The 18,526-nt window shown below is 69.9% G+C and carries 23 protein-coding genes; 13 read left to right on the plus strand and 10 right to left on the minus strand.

The window, feature by feature from the left end; translation table 11 throughout:
* The first annotated feature begins 77 nt into the window (after window positions 1-77).
* Both AB0B89_RS05625 and AB0B89_RS05630 read left to right on the plus strand, forming a co-directional pair.
* On the plus strand, window positions 78-1,226 hold the full coding sequence (locus AB0B89_RS05625) for a hypothetical protein (protein WP_358548587.1): 1,149 nt from the start codon (window positions 78-80) through the stop codon (window positions 1,224-1,226).
* Window positions 1,227-1,353: 127 nt separating this feature from the next.
* Window positions 1,354-1,749, plus strand: a complete 396-nt coding sequence (locus AB0B89_RS05630; RefSeq protein ID WP_358548590.1) for a hypothetical protein — start codon at window positions 1,354-1,356, stop codon at window positions 1,747-1,749.
* A 255-nt stretch (window positions 1,750-2,004) separates the two neighbouring features.
* Here the strand turns inward: AB0B89_RS05630 and AB0B89_RS05635 are convergent, their stop codons facing one another.
* Together AB0B89_RS05635 and AB0B89_RS05640 are read right to left on the minus strand one after the other, a co-directional pair.
* Complete coding sequence (locus tag AB0B89_RS05635; protein WP_358548592.1) at window positions 2,005-2,796, minus strand: hypothetical protein; 792 nt, start codon at window positions 2,794-2,796, stop codon at window positions 2,005-2,007.
* Window positions 2,797-2,922: 126 nt separating this feature from the next.
* Window positions 2,923-3,567, minus strand: coding sequence for a hypothetical protein (locus AB0B89_RS05640; RefSeq protein ID WP_358548595.1), 645 nt, complete (start codon window positions 3,565-3,567; stop codon window positions 2,923-2,925).
* Window positions 3,568-4,182: 615 nt separating this feature from the next.
* Here AB0B89_RS05640 and AB0B89_RS05645 point away from each other — a divergent pair.
* Window positions 4,183-4,386 carry a cold-shock protein gene (locus AB0B89_RS05645; RefSeq protein ID WP_358548598.1) on the plus strand — a complete coding sequence of 68 codons (204 nt, stop codon included), beginning with the start codon at window positions 4,183-4,185 and terminating at the stop codon, window positions 4,384-4,386.
* Window positions 4,387-4,483: 97 nt separating this feature from the next.
* On the opposite strand, the gene AB0B89_RS05650 is transcribed toward AB0B89_RS05645, so the two are convergent.
* Window positions 4,484-4,948, minus strand: coding sequence for a MarR family winged helix-turn-helix transcriptional regulator (locus tag AB0B89_RS05650; protein WP_358548601.1), 465 nt, complete (start codon window positions 4,946-4,948; stop codon window positions 4,484-4,486).
* A 156-nt stretch (window positions 4,949-5,104) separates the two neighbouring features.
* Here AB0B89_RS05650 and AB0B89_RS05655 point away from each other — a divergent pair, with 156 nt between their 5' ends.
* Together AB0B89_RS05655 and AB0B89_RS05660 are read left to right on the plus strand one after the other, a co-directional pair.
* Window positions 5,105-6,211: an FAD-dependent oxidoreductase gene (locus AB0B89_RS05655; protein ID WP_358548604.1), complete on the plus strand. Its 1,107-nt coding sequence runs from the start codon at window positions 5,105-5,107 to the stop codon at window positions 6,209-6,211.
* Window positions 6,212-6,502: 291 nt separating this feature from the next.
* On the plus strand, window positions 6,503-7,543 hold the full coding sequence (locus AB0B89_RS05660; protein WP_358548606.1) for an alpha/beta hydrolase-fold protein: 1,041 nt from the start codon (window positions 6,503-6,505) through the stop codon (window positions 7,541-7,543).
* Window positions 7,544-7,556: 13 nt separating this feature from the next.
* Here the strand turns inward: AB0B89_RS05660 and AB0B89_RS05665 are convergent, their stop codons facing one another.
* The 3 genes from AB0B89_RS05665 to AB0B89_RS05675 form a co-directional block, all read right to left on the minus strand.
* Entirely contained in the window at window positions 7,557-7,859 is a 303-nt protein-coding gene (locus AB0B89_RS05665; RefSeq protein ID WP_358548608.1) for an antibiotic biosynthesis monooxygenase, read from the minus strand.
* A gap of 132 nt (window positions 7,860-7,991) precedes the next feature.
* Entirely contained in the window at window positions 7,992-8,708 is a 717-nt protein-coding gene (locus tag AB0B89_RS05670) for a 4'-phosphopantetheinyl transferase superfamily protein (protein ID WP_358548611.1), read from the minus strand.
* 22 nt (window positions 8,709-8,730) lie between these two features.
* Entirely contained in the window at window positions 8,731-9,555 is an 825-nt protein-coding gene (locus tag AB0B89_RS05675) for a metallophosphoesterase (protein ID WP_358548637.1), read from the minus strand.
* A 135-nt stretch (window positions 9,556-9,690) separates the two neighbouring features.
* Here AB0B89_RS05675 and AB0B89_RS05680 point away from each other — a divergent pair, with 135 nt between their 5' ends.
* From AB0B89_RS05680 to AB0B89_RS05690, 3 genes are all read left to right on the plus strand, one after another.
* A complete protein-coding gene (locus AB0B89_RS05680) occupies window positions 9,691-11,334 on the plus strand; it encodes an ABC-F family ATP-binding cassette domain-containing protein (protein ID WP_358548613.1) in 1,644 nt (547 codons plus the stop codon).
* 215 nt (window positions 11,335-11,549) lie between these two features.
* Window positions 11,550-12,533: a C40 family peptidase gene (locus AB0B89_RS05685; RefSeq protein WP_358548616.1), complete on the plus strand. Its 984-nt coding sequence runs from the start codon at window positions 11,550-11,552 to the stop codon at window positions 12,531-12,533.
* Between the two features lie 105 nt (window positions 12,534-12,638).
* A complete protein-coding gene (locus AB0B89_RS05690) occupies window positions 12,639-12,929 on the plus strand; it encodes a YiaA/YiaB family inner membrane protein (RefSeq protein ID WP_358548619.1) in 291 nt (96 codons plus the stop codon).
* A gap of 77 nt (window positions 12,930-13,006) precedes the next feature.
* Here the strand turns inward: AB0B89_RS05690 and AB0B89_RS05695 are convergent, their stop codons facing one another.
* From AB0B89_RS05695 to AB0B89_RS05710, 4 genes are all read right to left on the minus strand, one after another.
* A complete protein-coding gene (locus AB0B89_RS05695) occupies window positions 13,007-13,636 on the minus strand; it encodes a response regulator transcription factor (RefSeq protein ID WP_358548639.1) in 630 nt (209 codons plus the stop codon).
* A 14-nt stretch (window positions 13,637-13,650) separates the two neighbouring features.
* Window positions 13,651-14,796: a DUF5931 domain-containing protein gene (locus tag AB0B89_RS05700; protein ID WP_358548622.1), complete on the minus strand. Its 1,146-nt coding sequence runs from the start codon at window positions 14,794-14,796 to the stop codon at window positions 13,651-13,653.
* Between the two features lie 430 nt (window positions 14,797-15,226).
* Window positions 15,227-15,529, minus strand: coding sequence for an AzlD domain-containing protein (locus AB0B89_RS05705; RefSeq protein ID WP_358548625.1), 303 nt, complete (start codon window positions 15,527-15,529; stop codon window positions 15,227-15,229).
* Window positions 15,526-16,419, minus strand: coding sequence for an AzlC family ABC transporter permease (locus tag AB0B89_RS05710; protein ID WP_358548628.1), 894 nt, complete (start codon window positions 16,417-16,419; stop codon window positions 15,526-15,528). Before AB0B89_RS05710 ends, AB0B89_RS05705 begins: the two co-directional genes overlap by 4 nt.
* Window positions 16,420-16,559: 140 nt before the next feature.
* Between AB0B89_RS05710 and AB0B89_RS05715 the strand changes: the two genes are divergently transcribed.
* The 5 genes from AB0B89_RS05715 to AB0B89_RS05735 form a co-directional block, all read left to right on the plus strand.
* On the plus strand, window positions 16,560-16,847 hold the full coding sequence (locus tag AB0B89_RS05715; protein ID WP_358548630.1) for a DUF6458 family protein: 288 nt from the start codon (window positions 16,560-16,562) through the stop codon (window positions 16,845-16,847).
* A gap of 207 nt (window positions 16,848-17,054) precedes the next feature.
* Window positions 17,055-17,447, plus strand: a complete 393-nt coding sequence (locus AB0B89_RS05720; RefSeq protein WP_358548642.1) for a ChaB family protein — start codon at window positions 17,055-17,057, stop codon at window positions 17,445-17,447.
* Between the two features lie 165 nt (window positions 17,448-17,612).
* The gene (locus AB0B89_RS05725; protein ID WP_358548632.1) at window positions 17,613-18,044 is read left to right on the plus strand and encodes a hypothetical protein; all 432 of its coding nucleotides are present in this window, start codon (window positions 17,613-17,615) and stop codon (window positions 18,042-18,044) included.
* A 2-nt stretch (window positions 18,045-18,046) separates the two neighbouring features.
* Complete coding sequence (locus AB0B89_RS05730; RefSeq protein WP_358548635.1) at window positions 18,047-18,310, plus strand: DUF4235 domain-containing protein; 264 nt, start codon at window positions 18,047-18,049, stop codon at window positions 18,308-18,310.
* A 75-nt stretch (window positions 18,311-18,385) separates the two neighbouring features.
* Window positions 18,386-18,526, plus strand: a 141-nt coding sequence (locus tag AB0B89_RS05735) for a thioredoxin domain-containing protein (RefSeq protein WP_358548645.1), incomplete at its 3' end; no start/stop codon positions are given.

Below are 18,526 nucleotides of genomic sequence, written 5' to 3' on the forward strand. Positions count from 1 at the left end.
AGACGATGATGTGGCGCCGTATTTTCCGAGGCGATAGCGATCTTCGCGGCTGGCTTAGCTGGGTAATCCCGATACTCGTGGCCGCTGTCGTCGCGGTTGTCCAATCCGTATGGGGAGATGAGGCGCCGCTCCGGAACCTGGCCGATGCGTGGTCAATCACCGCCGTGGGTGTCATCGCCATCGACTCTTTCAGAGCCACGACGATGTCCGCACTCCGGCGCAGGCTCCTTTGGGCTTCGGTTATCGTAGCCGTGCTGGTGGTCGCATACATGTCGGTCGCCCTACATCGTCACCCGTGGGACTGGCTGTATGTGAGCGGGGTGATGACCTTCATCGTCAGCGTGGAGTTGAGTGAGACTCTGGGCCCGGCGTTGAACCATACAATGCGCGATCTGGTTGACAGCGGAATTCTGCGGCTTACCAATCGCGAGCTGGGTAGACTCCGTCGGGATCTGCGCCGGGTCTGCAAACGGTACCAAGTAATCGCGGGTACTGTGGTCGGCGTGGCCTTGGCCGCTGCCTGGTTCGCCTCCAGCGCGTCCAACTTCGCCTATATCGTTGTGCACAACCCGGCGGGGTTGGCCTTCCAGTCTTTGGCGGGCGTGGTTGCGGGCCAACGACTGGGAAGGATGGTCGCTTACGCTAGGGTGTGGCGGCTCGCGCCCCGGCGCGGATCCCTCTTCGACCCGATGCTGGAGCATCCCGACGGTGCCACCGGCTTGGGTCCGGTCGGCCGATTCTACTTCCGCCAGTCTATGGTGGCGGCACTCCCCGCGGTGTACCTGGCGACGTGGTGGTTTCTCATTCCCCTTCTTCCCTCGTTTCTCTGGCAGTGGCGAACACCCTATCTGGGGCTTTTGGCGATCGCCGTCATTTTCGAGATTCTCGCTTTTGTCCTACCGATGCGGGTAGCTCACCGGGTAATGCGTAACAACTCAGATCAATGGCGATTACAGGCCGCACGGCTCATTCCGCGTATTCGGGTGGCGCAGACATCGTTGACCGAGGTCGGAGAGGACCACGACGAGGTCGGTAAACAGCTCGAAGCCCTGCTGAACCGCTACCGGTTGCTTCTCGCAGCACCCACGTGGCCGGTCGAACCATCCCTGCGCCGATGGGTCACCCTCAACAATGCCGCGCTGTTCATCCCCTTCCTCAGCTACGCGCTCGGAGACAGCGCGTTGTGGCAGCAGATCGCCACGGTGGTCGGTGGGCTCAAACGCTGACGGCCGGGACCCAGGGCTCCGGCCGCGGTGGCCGTGCCGGTCAAGAAGGTGCGGAATCCGGGGCTGCCGACCGGGCAGATGGAGAAGATCGGGAAGGTGAAGGGGAAGCCGCCCAAGGTCATCGGCGTTGCCCAAGACGGTCGGCCGGGTCTTCTTCACCCGCGGCGGCCGCGACTACACCTGCGCGGCGACCTCCGCGAAGGGCGCCGAGAAGAGCCTCGTCATGACCGCGGGCCACTGCGTGTACGACGTCGTCGGCCAGGCGGCCGTCAAATCGCTGGTGTTCGTCCCGGGGTACAGACGCGGCGAGGCGCCGTACGGGGTGTACGCGGGGAGGGTCGGGTACGTATGGAACCGCTTCACCAAGAACGGTGACTTCGACGTCGCCTTCGTCACCGTGCACGGCGGTCTCAAGCGCGACGGAGATGCCTGGGCGGACGCGGGCGCACTCGGCGAGATGGTGGGCGGCCAGGGCTTCACCTGGAACCAGAAGGACGCGCAATCGGTGGGCCCTTCATCCTGAAGTACGGCACCAGGAAGCTGGGCTGCGTCAACGGGGTCGTCAGTCTGCTGGTCACCGCCGACGGCAAGCGGTACCTCTCGTCCCCCTACTTCGCGACCTGGGTCTATGTGCTGTACGCCAACGCCGGCGGAAAGACCGCCGAGTAGGGGCGCAGGCCAGGGAGGACACTTCGCCGCCGACCCCGCGCATTCTGTGGCGACGCTGGGGAGCCGGCGGATTCGTCGAGATGGCACGCGGCGTCGTCCGCGGCACAGGTCAGGCGAAGCGTTCGATCGTGACGGGAATCAGCCCTTGGCCGCGCATCGCCTGCCTGTGGTGGTGGAGCAGCGCCCCGACGGCGGAGGCCGGGCCGGCGCCCGGGCTCACGGTCACGTCGAGGCACCAGGCGATTCCCGGCCCGATGCGGCGCAGCTCCCAGGTGAGCGTGTGGCCGGCGGGGGTCGCCGTCGCCGTGCCGATCACTTGTGCCCGCGGGTCCGCCGGGTCGCCGACCGGCTCCAGCCTCAAGGACGCCCGCAGGTTGGTGAGGCCGGGTTCGTGGACGTCTCCGGCGAACAGGATGCGATAGTGGCGCCCCCCTCCGCCATCGGGTGAGCCCAGATCCAGGGGGGCGGCGGTGGGCAGCGCCTGGCAGTCACCGAAGAAGCCGCGAAGCCGTGCTTCCTGCGGCAACGCGCCCCCGCCGAGCATCGTGCAGGCGCCGGCGGCGTCGGCGCGGCTCACCGGGAGCACCCGCTCACGCAGCAGGGCGTCGGTGCGGATCTCGCGGCTCAGCGCGGGGGAGCTGCGCCAGGCGCCCGTCGCCGGCGTCCACCCGGCGCTGCCGATGCCGGCCGCGGTGTGGTCGTCGTGCAGGAGGAACTCCTCGACCAGGACTCCCGACGGCGGCGCTCCACGGCGCCGGTCACCGGCCGTGGCGAAGATCAGGTAGTAGTCCAGGGGGAGGCCCGCCTCCGGCAGGGCGTACCCGCCCGGCACCAGCGGAGAGCCCCCGGCCATGACCTGCCCGCCGGCCCATCGCGGCCCGTGTTCCCCATCCCTATCCACCGTCACATGATGTCATCGGCGGGTGGCGGCACGGTTCGCGTGCATGGGGATGCCCCACCCTACGTCCACGTAGGGCCGTGACACGGCGACGACATGGCGGCGACGTGGCGGTGCCACGGCGGCGGGCTATTCGCGGGGAGCGGGCCGCCTTCGCCGGATCGACAGGCTGACGAGGAAGGCGCCCAGGATAATCGCCGCCAGACTGCCCGCGACCACGATGCCCACGCTCTGGGCGTCCATTCCGGTGAAGGGGAGTTTGCCGGATTGACGGGGCGCGGGGTTGGGGGCTGAAGGGACGGTTCCGGCGGGGAGTTCGTCGCGTGGTTGGTGGCGTGTTATGCGGCTGGTTTCCGTGTCGGCGGATGGGTCGTGGCCGAATTCACGGACCTCGACGTGATTGCTCCAGCTGTGGGTCTCGATGTCCGGCCAGGTCCCGTAGTCACGGCTTCCTGATTCGTCGATCGAGGTTCCGGCGGGGAGATCGCCGGGCCAGTGGGGCGCCGGGCCGCCGGTGCCGTGCTCGGGCCGATGTGGGCTCGGGAGGGGGGTGGGGCTGACGGTCGGGCTGATGGTGGGCGCGGGAAGTACCTGCACCGACACCCCGGTGGAGCCCGACCCGTCACGACCGGGGACCACCTCGCCATTCGAACGCCGCCCGTCCCCGTCGCCGCCGGATTCCGCTCCGGAGGCGGCCGTGGCCATGGGCGCACAGACGGCCAACAGGACCGCGACCTCGATTCCTAGCACGATTGACTTGAGCCGTCCACGCATGGTTTTCCCCCGGATATCAGTAAAATCTGCTCATTGACCGCCAGTTCCGCACCTACGGGCCTTTCTCGGATTTACCCATTTCGCGGTGGATATCACCGCGATCGGAACCCGTGTCCTTGGTGGCCGCCTAGGGCCTGGTATCTGGTGAACGACGCCGGGGATTATCGGATTCATAACGCCAGTCCTGATCTTTGGCGGTATAAATTCCCGGCAAAATGCTCGCGTAATCCAATACAAAGCCCGATAAAAGCGCTTAATGTTGGGATTGTCGCTTTTGTGGGGGTGTTTGCCGGTGGTCATGATCAACGCGTGACCTGCCGGGATGGATTGCGGCCGATCGCCCTCGACACTCTGAGTGATGGGAACGATGCGTTCGGTGGTGGCCGCGTGGGGGCGGATCTGCCGCGGCGGGGGGTCGCGGGGGTCGTGACGGCTGTGTGCTATCCTCGTGTCAGTTGCAGTTGTGGTACCCATAAACTCTGTGTGCACCTGACGAGATGTAACCATCAGGTGCATTTTTGTTTTGCCGGTCATCTCCGGATGGGCTCATCGCGGCGACGCGGGGTCGGCACAGTGCCGATTCCGGCTCGACCCCCCCTATCAAAGGAGATTGACATGGCTACTGGCACTGTGAAGTGGTTCAACGCGGAAAAGGGCTTCGGCTTCATCGAGCAGGAGGGCGGCGGCGCCGACGTCTTCGCCCACTACTCCAACATCGCCGCTCAGGGCTTCCGCGAGCTCCAGGAAGGCCAGAAGGTGTCGTTCGACGTCACCCAGGGCCAGAAGGGCCCGCAGGCGGAGAACATCGTTCCCGTCTGATCTGACAGGCGTAACAGGGCCGGGGCCCGCACCTTCGAGGTGCGGGCCCCGGCTCGTTTGCTTTCCGGCACCTGTTGGGCGGCGAGTAGTGGGGCGGTCAGTCCTCGGTGCAGCCGGGGTCGTCCGGTGCGGTCTTGATGCGACTGAGAAGTCGGTGGAGCTGGGCGATCTCGTCGTCGTCGAGGTCGGCGAACAGTTCGCGCTCGACCGCCTCCAGTGCCTGCTCCACTCTGGTGAGCGTGCGGGCGCCCGCGGTGGTCATTTCGACGATGTGCCGGCGCCGGTCGGCGGGATCGCGGCGGCGCTCGGCGAGTCCGTCGCGTTCGAGATCGTTGAGGATCGACACCAGCACACTGGGATCCACGCCCAGCGCCTCGATGAGGACCTGCTGGCCCATGGGGCCGCTTTCGGCGAGGTGCATCAGGGTCACGGCATGCCTCGGGGTCAGGCCGGTCACGCCGAGCGCGTGACGTATGCGCTCGTTCGTGATGCCGCCGTGGCGGGCCAGCAGCAGGCCGAGACGGTCCATCGCCCGGGGCGACTGGACGTCCTCGACTCTCATGCCTATACCGTAACACAGCCGAAATGATCGAGCCTGAAATATAATTGATGAGGTTCAACGATATGTTAGGGTCAACGGACATCGCGGACGAGCGGCCGTCGTGAGCCCGGCCCCGCCGGACGCGATCCCGCACAGGAACCAAGATCGGGGATCCTAATGAAAACCATCGCACCTGACTGGCAGCCCACCGTGGCGGTGATCGGCGGCGGATACGGAGGCATCCGCGTCGCCAAGGCGCTCGACGATGTGGCCGACGTCGTGCTGGTCGAGCCCAAGGACGCCTTCGTGCACAACGTCGCGGCGCTGCGGGCCCTGGTGGACCCGGCGTGGCTGCCTCGCATCTTCATGCCCTACGACAACCTGCTCACCCGTGGCCGGGTCGTGCGTGACCGCGCCGCCGCCGTCGACTCCAAGCGGGTCATCGTCGGCTCCGGTGAGGAGATCGCCGCCGACTACATCGTGCTGGCGACCGGCTCCGCGTACCCCTTCCCCGGCAAGACGGACGCCACGGAGGCCGAGGTCGCGCACGAGCGCTACCGGTCCTCGCACCGTGCGCTCGCCGACGCCGGCCGGGTGCTGCTGCTGGGCGCCGGCCCCGTGGGCCTGGAGCTCGCCGGTGAGATCAAGGCCGTCTGGCCCGGCAAGCACGTCACCCTCCTCGACACGGCCGACGACATCCTCGCCGGGCCGTTCATGCCGGAGCTCCGCGCGGAGCTGCGCGGCCAACTGGAGGACCTCGGCGTCGAGCTGCTGCTGGGCAGCGCCCTGCGCGAGGCGCCTCCCACCGAGCCCGGCACCGCCGGGACGTTCACGGTGACAACCGAAGCGGGCACCGAGGTGACCGCCGACATCTGGTACCGCTGCTACGGCACCAGGCCCATCACCGGCTACCTCGCCGACGACCTGGCCCCGGCCCGCACGGCCGGGCATCTCATCGAGGTCACTCCCGAGCTGCGCGTGCTCGGCCAGGAGACCGTCTTCGCGCTCGGCGACATCATCACCGTCGGCCCGCCGATGGCCGGGTTCGCGGGCCACCAGGCCGAGGTGGTCGCGGGGAACATCCGTGCGCTGATCACCGGCGAGGGCGAGGTGCGGGCGTACGAGCCGATGCCGCCCGTCATCGTCGTACCGCTCGGTCCCGAGCGCGGCGCGGGCCAGCTCCCCGGGCAGGACGCCGTCGTCGGAAGCGCCGTCATCGCGGACATCAAGGGCAGGAGCATGCTGGTCGGGCCCCTGGCGGAGATCCTCGGAGTCGCCGAGTAGCCCGGCGTCCCGCGCGGGGGCGGCGCGCACCTGCTGCTGCTCCGCAACCACGCCATCCAGCTGCTGAGGGGGTTCACCCTGGGCCACGTCGAGTCCGGCGTGATCGTGAGCGTGGTCACCTCGCGGTCATGGGGGCGCTCGGCCTGGTCGTCGCCCGGCGCAGGTGGGCCCGCATCCTGCTCCACTGACCTGGCCGGCTCACTCGTGATGACCTCGCCGGTCACCCGGCCCAGGGAGAGGCGGAGCGCACGGGATCCGTGATACGGATGTGGGAGCCGAAGGAGGGTACAGATGTTGCCGTGGCGGGCCGACCTTGAGGGACGCATCGACGAGCACACCGTCGAGAGCGAGTTGCTGCGCGGGAACCCGCTGGGTGATCCGCACCGGAGACCGTTGTGGGTCTACGTGCCGCCGGGATACGACGACGAGCCCGACCGGCGGTATCCCTCCATCTACGTGATCCAGGGTTACACAGGTCACCTGGCCATGTGGGGGAACCGCACGCCCTTCCGCCAGCCGTTCCCCGAGACCGCCGACCAGGTCTTCGCCCGCCGGGAGGCGCCGCCCGCCATCGTCGTCTACGTGGACGCCTGGACGAGCTACGGCGGCAGCCAGTTCGTCGACTCGCCCGGCACCGGCCGCTACCACTCCTATCTCTGCGACGAGATCGTGCCGTGGGTAGACGCCCGCTACCGCACCCTCGCCGATCGCGACCATCGCGCGATCACCGGCAAGTCCAGCGGCGGGTTCGGGGCGATGATCACCCCGATGCTGCGCCCCGACCTGTTCGGCGCGTTCGCCACCCACGCGGGCGACACCCTCTACGAGCACTGCTACCTGCCCGAGTTCGCCCAGGCGGTCCGCCATCTGCGCGCCTTCGACGGCGACATCGGCCGGTGGTGGCGGGAGTTCAGGTCCCGCACCGCGTTCACCCACCCCGCCGACGGCGTGCTGGTGTCGGTTCTCGGCTGCGCGGCCGCCTTCTCGGCCGGGCCGGACGGCGTCCCCGAGCTGCCGTTCGATCCCGGTACGGGCGTGCTCAGGGACGAGGTCTGGGAGCGCTGGCTCGACTGGGACCCCGTCCGCATGGTCCCGAAGCACGCCGACGCCATGCGCTCCATGCGGGGGATCTGGATCGACGCGGGCACGCGCGACGAGTACTTCCTCGATCTCGGCGCCCAGGCCTTCCACCGGGCGCTCCTCGACCACGAGGTGCCGGGCGACCTGATCCGCTTCGAGCTCTTCGACGCGGGGCACGGCGCCATCGACTACCGCTACCCGATGTCCCTCGCCTGGCTCTCCGAGCGCATCCAGCCCGACCCGGGGGCGTGACGATTCGAGCGCGTCACCGCGGGAGTCTGGTGGCGAGGATCTCGACCCTCTCGATGGTGGGCGGCCGGGTGAAGAGCTCGTCGGACCTCTCCGTCAGGGCCGCCGCGACCTTGCCTGCCAGGTGCGCCTGCCGTGCGGCGTCCTGCTCGAACGCGTCGAAGATGCCGAAGGTCGCGCAGTTGATGCGCAGTGCGAACCACGCGGCCGTCCCCGGCTCGTCTTCGATCAGGGCCAGCCCGTCACGCAGGAAGTTCTCGGTCTCGCGTTCCTTCCCTGGCCGGGCGTTCACGCGTACCAGCAGGCCGACGGTGACCATTCGCGATCCCTCCCTCCGCTGGTCGGACCGCGTTTCCAGAAGCCGTACCCGATCACGAATGCGGACGAACATCCTTAAATCGGAAGTTACGGTGCCTTGGCGGGATACGGGCTCAGCCGGGGAACTGATCGTCTACGACCCGGTCAGCGACGAGCCGGGAGCCCCGGATGGAGTCGTGCGTGCCATGGTGGCAGGGGACGGGACGACGATGGCGGTGAGGACGAGCCCGTTCCCGGCCAGCCAGCGCCCGGAGAATCCCTTGATCTCCGTACCGCCGACGTGGGGGCCCGGCACGAGGAGCCGCGCCTGGAAGGTTCCCCGCTCGGGGTCGAACTCCAGCATGGCCTCTTCGAAGTCGAGCCACAGCCCCGTGAGCGGGAACCACGCCTTGTAGACCGACTCCTTGGCGCTGAAGAGGAGCCGCTCCCAGCGGACGCCCCGGTCGTGGCGCGCCAGCTCGCGCAGATGCTCCCTCTCCTCGGGAAGGGAGATCACCTCCAGGACGCCCTCGGCCAGCACGTCGTTGGGCTCGGCGTCGATGCCGATCGTGGTGACCTCCGCCGACCTGCCGAGGACGGCGCCCCGGTAGCCCGCGCAGTGGGTCATGCTGCCGACGACGCCGCTCGGCCACCGGGGCGCGCCCCGCTCGCCCGGGAGCACCGGCGCGGGGGGCAGGCCGAGCGCGCTCATGGCCCGCCGCGCGCACAGCCGAGCCGTCGTGAACTCCCGGCGCCGCTTGTCGACGACGTGCTCGACGACCTTCTCCTCCTCGGGGAACAACTCGGCCCCCGGAGGGTCCTCTGTGAGGTCGGCCGAGACCACGTAGGGGGGAAGGATGCTCTCGATCACGACGTGGCCTCCTCGGGGACGATCACGACGTGGCCTCCTCGGGGAAGACGTGCCTGATCGCCTGCATGCCGTCGATCCCGTACGCGCGCCGCTCGCGCGGGTAGCCGAGGGACACCTCCTCGAAGCGCACGCCGTCGTACCAGGTCGTGCGGGGGATGTGCAGGTGGCCGTACACCACCGTCGCGGCGTTGTAGCGCAGGTGCCAGTCGGCCGTCTCGACCGTGCCGCACCACTGCGCGAACTGCGGGTAGCGCAGGATGTCGGTGGGCTGGCGGACCAGCGGGAAGTGGTTGACGAGGACGGTCGGGATGCCGGGGTCACGGGTTTCGAGACGGCTCTCGGTCTCGCGCAGCCGGGCCCGGCACCAGGCGTCCCGGCTGGGGTACGGGTCGGGGTGGAGCATGTACTCGTCGGTGCACACCACGCCCGACTTGTGCGCCCACGCGAGCGCCTCTTCCTTGGTGGTGTTCGGCGGGCGGAAGCTGTAGTCGTACAGCACGAAGAGGGGCACGATGGTGACGGGCCCTCCGTGCCCCGTCCACACGGCGTAGGGATCCTCCGGGGTGAGCACGCCGATGCGCCGGCAGATGTCGACGAGGTGGCGATAGCGCTCGTCGCCTCGCAGCTGCACCGGATCGTCCTTCGGCGTCCAGAGCTCGTGGTTGCCCGGCGTCCACACGACGGTGGCGAAGCGTTCCTTCAGCAGGGTGAGCGCCCACTCGATGTCGGCGACGAACTCGCCGACGTCGCCGGCCACCAGCAGCCAGTCGGACTCGGACTCGGGCCGGAGCTTCTCGACGATCTGGCGATTCTCGGAGTACGCCACGTGGAGGTCGCTGATCGCCATGAGCTTGCCGTGGGCCGTACCGCCGATCGTCACATGGCGATCGTAAACCGTGCCGTAGGCGGGCGGGAAACACATCCCGGGCGCGGCAGGGGCAGGGGTGTGTGATGTCCGGCCGGGGCCGGATAGCGTTTACGCATGACCGCCACCATCGTCGCCAAGGATCTCGCGGCCGGACACGGCGACAGGGCCCTGTTCTCCGGGCTCGACCTGGTCGTCGCGCCGGAGGACGTCATCGGGCTGGTCGGCGTCAACGGCGCGGGGAAGTCGACGCTGCTGCGGATACTCGCGGGCCTCGCCGCCCCCGAGAGCGGCACCGTGCAGCTCAGCCCGCCCACGGCGGTCGTCGGCTATCTCCCGCAGGAGCCAGAGCGCAGGCCAGAGGAGACGGTGGCGGACTTCCTGGCCAGGCGCACGGGCGTCGCCGCGGCGCAGCGCGAGCTGGACGCCGCGACCGAGGGCCTGGTGGAGGGCCGTCCCGGCGCCGACGACGCGTACTCCACGGGGCTGGAGCGCTGGCTCGCCCTCGGCGGCGCCGATCTCACCGAACGGGCCGAGGAGGTCGCCGCCGACCTCGGCCTCGCCGTCGATCTCCACCACCCCATGACGGCGCTGTCCGGGGGGCAGGCCGCCCGGGCCGGCATGGCGTCGCTGCTGCTCAGCCGTTACGACGTCTTCCTGCTCGATGAGCCCACCAACGATCTCGACCTCGACGGGCTCGAACGGCTGGAGCGCTTCGTCACCGGCCTGCGGGCGGGCACCGTGGTCGTGAGCCACGACCGCGAGTTCCTCGCCAGGACCGTGACCAAGGTGGTCGAGCTCGACCTCGTCCAGCAGGAGGTGCGCGCCTACGGCGGCGGGTACGAGGCCTACCTGACCGAGCGCGAGGTCGCCCGCCGTCACGCCCGCGCCGAGTACGAGGAGTACGCCGAGACGCGGGCCGGGCTCCAGGCCAGGGCGGGGATCCAGCGGGCCTGGATGGACAAGGGCGTGAAGAACGCCCGCCGCAAGGCCACGGACAACGACAAGATCGGCCGCAGGTTCCGCAGCGAGGCGAGCGAGAAGCAGGCGGCCAAGGCCCGGCAGACCGAGCGGATGATCGAGCGGCTGGAGGTCGTGGAGGAGCCACGCAAGGAGTGGGAGCTGCGCATGGAGATCGCCGCCGCTCCCCGGGCGGGGGCGGTCGTGGCGACCATGCGGGGCACGGTGGTCAGGCGGGGCGCGTTCGCCCTCGGGCCGGTCGACCTGGAGATCGGCTGGGCCGAGCGGGTGGCGATCACCGGGGCCAACGGCTCGGGCAAGTCGACGCTGCTCGCGGCGATCCTCGGCCGGGTGCCCCTCGACGCGGGGCACGCCGCGCTCGGGCCGGGCGTCGTGGTCGGAGAGGTCGACCAGGCCCGTGCCCTGTTCCTGGGCGACGAGCCGCTGCTGGAGGCGTTCGGCGCCGCCGTGCCCGACATGGCGCCCGCGGACGTGCGCACGCTGCTCGCGAAGTTCGCGTTGAGGGCGGCGCACGTGCTGCGGCCCGCCGCGACCCTGTCGCCCGGCGAGCGCACCCGGGCGGCCCTCGCGCTGCTCCAGGCTCGCGGGGTGAACCTCCTCGTGCTGGACGAGCCGACCAACCACCTCGACCTGGTGGCGATCGAGCAACTGGAGTCGGCGCTCTCGTCCTACCAGGGCACCCTCCTGCTGGTCACCCACGACCGCCGCATGCTGAAGGCCGTACACACCACCCGCCACCTCCAGCTCTCCGCCGGCCAGGTCGCGGAGACCGGCCTGTAAGCGACGCGCCGGTCAGGCCGCGGCGTCCCGCCGCGCCGAGCCCCGCCACACCCATCTCCTCCCGTGTGTCGGCCCATCCCTGACCATCCCTGACTTCTGGTGAACCGCTCGACCCCGTCGCCCGTACCTGATGGTGCGAATCGTCGTGGCCGGTCCGTCGAGGTGGTGACGGGCCGGCCACGGCGCGGTCGACCAGGGAAGGGATCCTCGTGCCCGTGCGCAGCGTCCGGAAGGGACTCGTTCCGGCGGTCGCCGGGCTGGCCGTCGCCATGTTCGTGGCGTCTCAGGGGAGCGCCGTGGCCGAGCCGCGTCCCACCGTCGCGCAGGCCAAGGCCAGGCTTGAGAAGCTCCAGGACCAGGCCGACGCGATGGTGGAGCGCTATAACACCGTCGCCGAGCGCTACAAGGCCGCCAAGAAGAAGTACGGCCTGCTCGACGCGGAGCTGAACCGCGAGCGGAGCAAGGTCGACTCGCTCCGGGAGGACGTCGTCTCGACCGCCTCGAACATGTACCAGTACGGCGGCATGCTCAGCGTGCCGGGCGTCATCTCGCAGGACGACCCGGCCGGCCTGCTGTCCGGGCTGGCCGTGGCCGACCAGGTGACGGCGGGGCAGGCCCGCACCCTTGAGGCGTTCGACGCCGCCACGCGCGGGCTGCGCACGCGGCGCGCCAAGGCCAAGACCGCCTACGACGACATGTCCACGATCCTGGCCGACGTCGGCAAGGAGAAGAAGAAGGTCGAGGCGCTCGTCGGCGAGCAGGAACGACTGCTGCGGCGGCTCAACCAGTTCAACGCGGGCGACCCCGGCAGCCGGGGCATCAAGTACGACGGCCCGGCGTCCGGCAGCGCCAAGGTGGCCCTGCAGTTCGCCTACGCCCAGGTGGGCAAGCCGTACCGCTGGGGCGCCACCGGGCCGGGTTCGTACGACTGCTCGGGCTTCGCCCAGGCGTCCTGGGCCAGGGCCGGGGTCGAACTGCCCCGCACCACCTACCAGCAGTGGGCGTGGGGCGCCTCCCGGCGGGTGTCGCTGAACGCCCTTCAGGCCGGTGACCTGCTGTTCAGCAACGGGCTCGGCCACATGGGCATCTACGCGGGCAACGGCAAGATGGTGCACGCCCCCCGCACCGGCGACGTGGTCAAGGTGGTGGCGCTTGACGCCTACTGGCGCGGCCGCCTGGCAGGCGCCGTGCGCCCCTAGGCCCGCCCGACGTCTCGCCCGCGGCGCAGCGCCGTGTGAAGTACTCAGTGGAGGTACGGTACGCGTACTCAGGCGGCGGGCCGGGCCTCGGGGGAGCATCTAGGCATGACGAAGCCCCTGCAGCCCGCGATGAGCGGCGCCTACTACGCGCAGTGCGTCATCTCCTTCGGTATCGCCCTCGCCGGCACCGCGATCGGCATCGCCTACCTGCCCGTCGACGCCTGGATCCGCGCGTTCCTGTCGGTCGCCGTGCTGTACACGGTGACCTCGGCCTTCGTGCTCGCCAAATGTGTGCGCGACCGGCAGGAGGTGGGCAACATCACCAGCCGCGTCGACCAGGCGCGCCTCGACAAGCTTCTCGCCGAGCACGACCCCTACAAGGTGGACACCATCTGAGGTCGACGGCCCTTTGAAGCGGCCCTTTGAACGGCCGCTGAGGCGGTCGTCGAGCCGATCGTCGAGGCGGCCGGCCTCTAGGTCTCGTCGAGGCCGCGTTCGATCGCGTAGCGGACCAGCTCGACGCGGTTGTGGAGCTGCAGCTTGTTGAGCGTGTTCTGCACGTGGTTCTGCACGGTGCGGTGCGAGAGCACCAGCCGCTCGGCGATCTGCTTGTACGAGAGCCCCTTGGCGACCAGGCGCAGCACCTCGGTCTCGCGGTCGGTCAGGCGCGGGCCGTCGTCGGCGGGCGTCTGGACGGCCAGGCGACGGTACTCGCCGAGCACGAGCCCCGCGAGGCCGGGCGTGAACACCGGCTCGCCCTCGGCCGTGCGCCGCACGGCGTCGAGGAACTCCTCCCTGCCGGCCGACTTGACCAGGTAGCCCGAGGCGCCCGCCTTGACCGCCTCAAGCACGTCCTCCTGCTCCCCGCTCGCCGACAGCACCAGGACGCGAGGCGGGTGCTCGCAGGCCGCGAGCCCCCTTGCCACCTCGACCCCGGGCAGGTCGGGAAGCCTCAGGTCGAGGATCACCACGTCGGGCCGTACGGCGGCGGCGACGCGGAGGGCCTGGCGGCCCTCGCCCGTGGTCGCGACCACGTCGTACCGCGCCTCGCCGAGGTCGCGGGCGACGGCGTCCCGCCACATCGGGTGGTCGTCCACCACCATCACCCGCAGTGCGTTCACAACGGCCACTGTAGGTCGGCCGCGGCCTGAGCGGGAGCCGGGACGGTCAGCTCGACCTCGGTGCCTTGGCCGGGGACGGAGACGAAGCCGGCCGTGCCGCCGAGACCGGCGACGCGGCCCCGGATCGACTGCGCGACGCCGAGCCTGCCCTCGGCCTCCGCCTCCGCGAGCCGTCCGGCGGGGATGCCGGGGCCGTCGTCGCGGACGGTCACGGTCACCGACTCGGCGTCCCCCTCGGCGAACACCCAGGCCCGGGTGCCCTCCTCGCAGTGCCGGCGCACGTTGTCGAGCGCCGCGCCCACGGCCGCGGCCAGGTCGCGCGCCCGCTCCGCCCGCAGGAGAAGGGGCGTCGCGGGCGTGGACACGGTCACCGTGGCCGAGCCGTACCGGCGTAGCAGAGCGCCGACGTCGACGAGCCCCGCGTCCTTGTACCCCGCCGCGACCGGCTCGCTGCGGATCATCTCGCGCAGGGCCGCCTCCTGCTCCCCGGCGAGGCGTCCCAGCTCGGCGGCCTCCCCGCCGATCTCCAGCCCGCGACGCTGCACCATGGCCAGCACCTGCAGGACGGAGTCGTGGATGCCCCGGGCGAGGCGCTCGCGCTCGCGGCCGGCGGCCTCCATCTCGACCGCCCGCTGGAGCCGTTCCTCGGCCTGTTTGGTGAGCCGGGCGACGTGGCCGACCACGGCTCCGGCGAGGACCAGCAGCACGGCCCCGTTGACGTGGACCGACAGGTCGAATCCGCGCAGGCCTCGCAGCCACAGGTCGCCCATCGACAGCACGACCGCCGCCACGACCCCCGCGCGGCGCCCGCCGTACACGGCCCAGGCGAGCACCGGGGCGCCGATCCAGGTGGCGGTGACCGGCATGACCCCGGCAGGGCCCGCGTCCGCGCCCTGCACGTACGGCGAGGCGAGCAGGCATCCCATGGTGACGAGCATGTCGATCATCAGCAGCGACCTGCCGCGGGCGATCGAGTAGGCGAACGTCGTGGCCGCGGTCCACAGGGCCATGACGCCCATGACGAGCCATCCGAGGACGGGCCGCTGGTAGCCTCCGGCCCCCGCGAGCAACAGCGCCGCGTACGCGAGCGAGGCGATGCGGTAGACGGAGATGGCTCGCCAGAAGGAGCTTGCTATCTCCATGCATCCCCATCATGGTCGTCGGCGCGTATCGCGCTGAGCCAACTGTAGGCATATGAGGAGCCGCCGGCGCCGGCTTCGCCTAGCCTTGGATGCCTGCGCAGCAGGTCACACGCCCGCGACGCGGCTTGCTTTCTGGGGAGAAGCGAGCGTTCTTGGAGAAAAGAGGTCATATCGCGGCTACGCTCGATTCATGGTCAGGCAGCAGACAGCGGTAGTACCGGTAGACCCAGAAAACCCTGGCACCTGCCTATGCGGGCATCCAGCCGACTACGTGATCGAGACGAGCTGGTTCTCCGGCAGGCGTTCCCGGGACCCGGTGTGCGAGCCGCACGTCGATGAGGTGGTCAGGGGCATCGCCAAGAAGAACGCGGCGCGGAACGGCGGCGCCTAGATCCCGATGACTCCGGGGGTGCGAGGCGGTCACCCGCGTTCACCCGAGGAGGCGTAACAGGGCGGTGGTCGTCACGGCCACCGCCACGACTACCAGGAAAGGCGCGCGGAACAGCAGCGCGATCACGGCCGCGCCGAGCCCGGCGGCGCGAGCGTCCAGGGCGATGTGGTGGCCCGTCGTGAACGTCTGGGTGGCGATGAGGGCGCTCAACAGGCCCACGGGGAGCAGCGCGGCGATCCGGCGCGTGCGGTCGTCCCGCAGGACCCGCTCCGGCACGGACAGCCCGGCGAGCTTGAAGAGGTAGCAGCCCACGCTCGCGGCGATCACGGCATACCAGATCATGAGGCCTCCTCCACAGAATCCGGAGCGTTCTCCGGGGCGGGCCGCGGTCCGGTCGCCTTCGAGGGCAGGAGCAGCGCGAGCACCCCCACCACCAGCGCGGCCAGCAGCACGGGGACGCCCGCCGGCAGCACCGGCGCGGCGAGAAGCGCGGTGGCGGCGGCGAGCAGGGCCGCGACCCAGGGACGGCCGGCGCGCATGCGCGGCGCCAGCAGGGCGAGGAACGCGGCGGGCGCGGCGACGTCCATGCCGAGCACCTCGGGATCGGGCAGGACCTGGGCACCGAGCGCGCCGAGCAGGTTGCCGAGGCTCCAAAGGGCGTAGATGCCGACGCCGGTCGCCCAGAACCCGAGCCGCCCCGCTCGCTCGGTATCGCGGCCGACGGCCATCGCGGTGCTCTCGTCGATGACGAGTTGCGCGGCCAGGGCCTTGCGGGCGCCCCTGACGTTCAGCAGCGAGGCGAGCCGCAGGCCGTACAGCGCGTTGCGGCTGCCCAGCAGTACGGCGACGGCGGCACCGGCGAGGGGGTTGCCACCGGAGCCGATCACCCCGGCGATCGCGAACTGTGACGCGCCCGTGAACATCAGCAGCGACAGGGCGAGCGTCTGAAGGATGGTCAGCCCCGCGGCCGTGCAGATCGCGCCGCAGGACACGGCGTACGCCCCGCTGGTCAGGGCGATCCCGGCCGCGTCGCGGAGCACCGACGCGCGCGCGGCCGGCCACTCGGGGGCGGCCGGTGCCGGGTGGCCGGGAGGATCGCTGGAAGGCCGTGCGGAACGCGGGACCTTCGGATCGTTGCTTTTCCGCTCCCACGGGCCGTCGGCGTGCTCAGGGCCGGCGGGGCGCAGGACGACACGCTTGCCGGTGAAGGTCGGTTTATCGCTGAACGTCACGGAAGAGTGCGTACCACCGACGTGTCTGCCTGGGCAAACGGAATAACCGGAGTACGGCGCGGCGGGACTCGGCGGCCCTCGGACGTTTGAGATCCGTGGGAGGGAAAGTAGGGGGGGCGAGGAGCGAAGGAGGCATTTCCATGACCATAGCCGGAAGCATCTTCCTGATCATGCTCGGCGCCATCCTGACGTGGGCCGTCGAGTTCGACCTCGCGGGCGTCGACATCAACGTCGTCGGCGTGATTCTCATGCTCGGTGGTATCGCCGGACTGCTGTTCGGCATCTGGCGCCTGACCACCGTGCGACGGACCGCCGTCAGCCGCACGACTCCCGTGAGCCCGGTCAGCCCTGTCAGTCCTGTCAGCCCGGTCGACGGCACGCGAACCCAGGTGTACGAGGAGCGGCGTTACGACGACCCGATTGTCTGACCCTGGAGTCCCCGTGGGACGGCGGCGTAGGTGGGGTCCCCGGGAACCGGATGTGTCACGAAAAGTCATGACAGGTTCTTGGGGATGGACGGGCTGTTCAAAGGTTTCGCCGCTCGCGTAGGAAGACGGCGGGGGCGGGGAACGTCATCGAGCGTCTTCGCCGTACCACCACGCGGCCGGCAGCGGTTCTTCGAGGAGGAAGAGGCCATGCCTGGAAAGCAGGAGCTCCCGTCGACCATCGAGCGCTCCCCGAAAAAGGCACAAGCAACATGGATAAAAGCGCATGATTCAGCCGTGGAGACGTATGGGGAGGGCGAAAGGGCCCACCGCACCGCGTTCGCCGCGCTGAAGCATTCGTTCGAGAAGGTCGGCGACCACTGGGAGCCGAAGGCCCACAAGGGCCCGTCCGATGCCCAGGCCGCGCGTGGCACGCCGGCACGGGGCGAGACCGCTGAGGGCGTCGACGCCAACGCCAGCAAGGAACACCTGTACAAGGTGGCCGCCCGGCTCGGCGTAGAAGGCCGGTCGAAGATGAACAAGGGCGAGCTCGTCGAGGCCATCAAGAAGGCGAACCGCAGGTTCACCGCGAAAGCCAGATGACCCGACAGCGAATTCGGCGGCGTTCACATCGGCCGGTCCGGCTCAAGCCGGGCCGGCCTTCTCGTTCTCGCCCTCCGGATGGCTCCTAAGGGCGCGCCGGTGAACGAAAACCCGTTAGAGCCCTTCCTGCGGGGGTAGCGGGGTGCCATGGCAAAGGAGGACACGATGGCGGATATTACGGGCCGGGCGCAGGACGCGCTGACCGAGGCGAAGAAGAGCACGGGCGACCTCGCGGTCAAAGCCGGTGACAAGGCCGGGGTTCTGGCTTCCAAAGCCGGTGACAAGGCCGGAGAGCTGGCTTCCAAGGCGGGCGACAGAGCGGGGGACCTGGCCGCGAGGGCCGGTGACAAGGCCGGCGACCTCGCGGCCAAGGCGAGCGACAAGGCCGGTGACCTGGCTGGACTGGCCGGGAGCAAGGCGACCGAGTTGGCGGGCAAGGCGGGCGACCTCGCCGAGAAGGCCCGCTCCACCATGCCCGACGAGGTGAAGGACGCGGCCGACAAGGTCGTCACCCAGGCGAAGAACCGCCCGTGGGTCACCGCCGCGGTGGCCGCCGGCCTCCTCGTTCTCTGGCGGGTGCTGCGGAGGAAGAAGTAGTCGTGAAGAAGCTTGCCTACAGGTCGGTGGGCGCGCTGTCCGGTATGGCCGGCGGCTTCATCTCGGGCCTGATCTTCAAGCAGGTCTGGAAGCTGGCGGCGGGCAAGAGCGACGCCCCCGAGGCCACGTCCAAGAAGTACGGCTGGGGTGAGGTCCTGATCGCCGCCGCGGTCCAGGGCGCGATCTTCGGTGTCGTGAAGGCCGCCATCGACCGCGCGAGCGCGGAAGGCATCCAGAACGCCACAGGAGAATGGCCGGGAAAGTGACCCCATCCGGCCGGACGGCCCCCAGCACGGCCTAGAAGTCCCAGCAGGGCCTGGAGATCCGGGAATGGCGTGGATATCCAGGCAGAGCTCAGAAGTCCCCGGGAGGGCTCGGAAGTCCGGGCCGACGAGAACTTCGACGAGCAGGTACTCAAGAGCGACAAGCCCGTCCTCGTGGACTTCTGGACCGAGTGGTGCCCACCCTGCCGCATGGTCGCG

This window comes from Sphaerisporangium sp. NPDC049002 (genome assembly GCF_040649355.1).
Taxonomy (GTDB): domain Bacteria; phylum Actinomycetota; class Actinomycetes; order Streptosporangiales; family Streptosporangiaceae; genus Sphaerisporangium.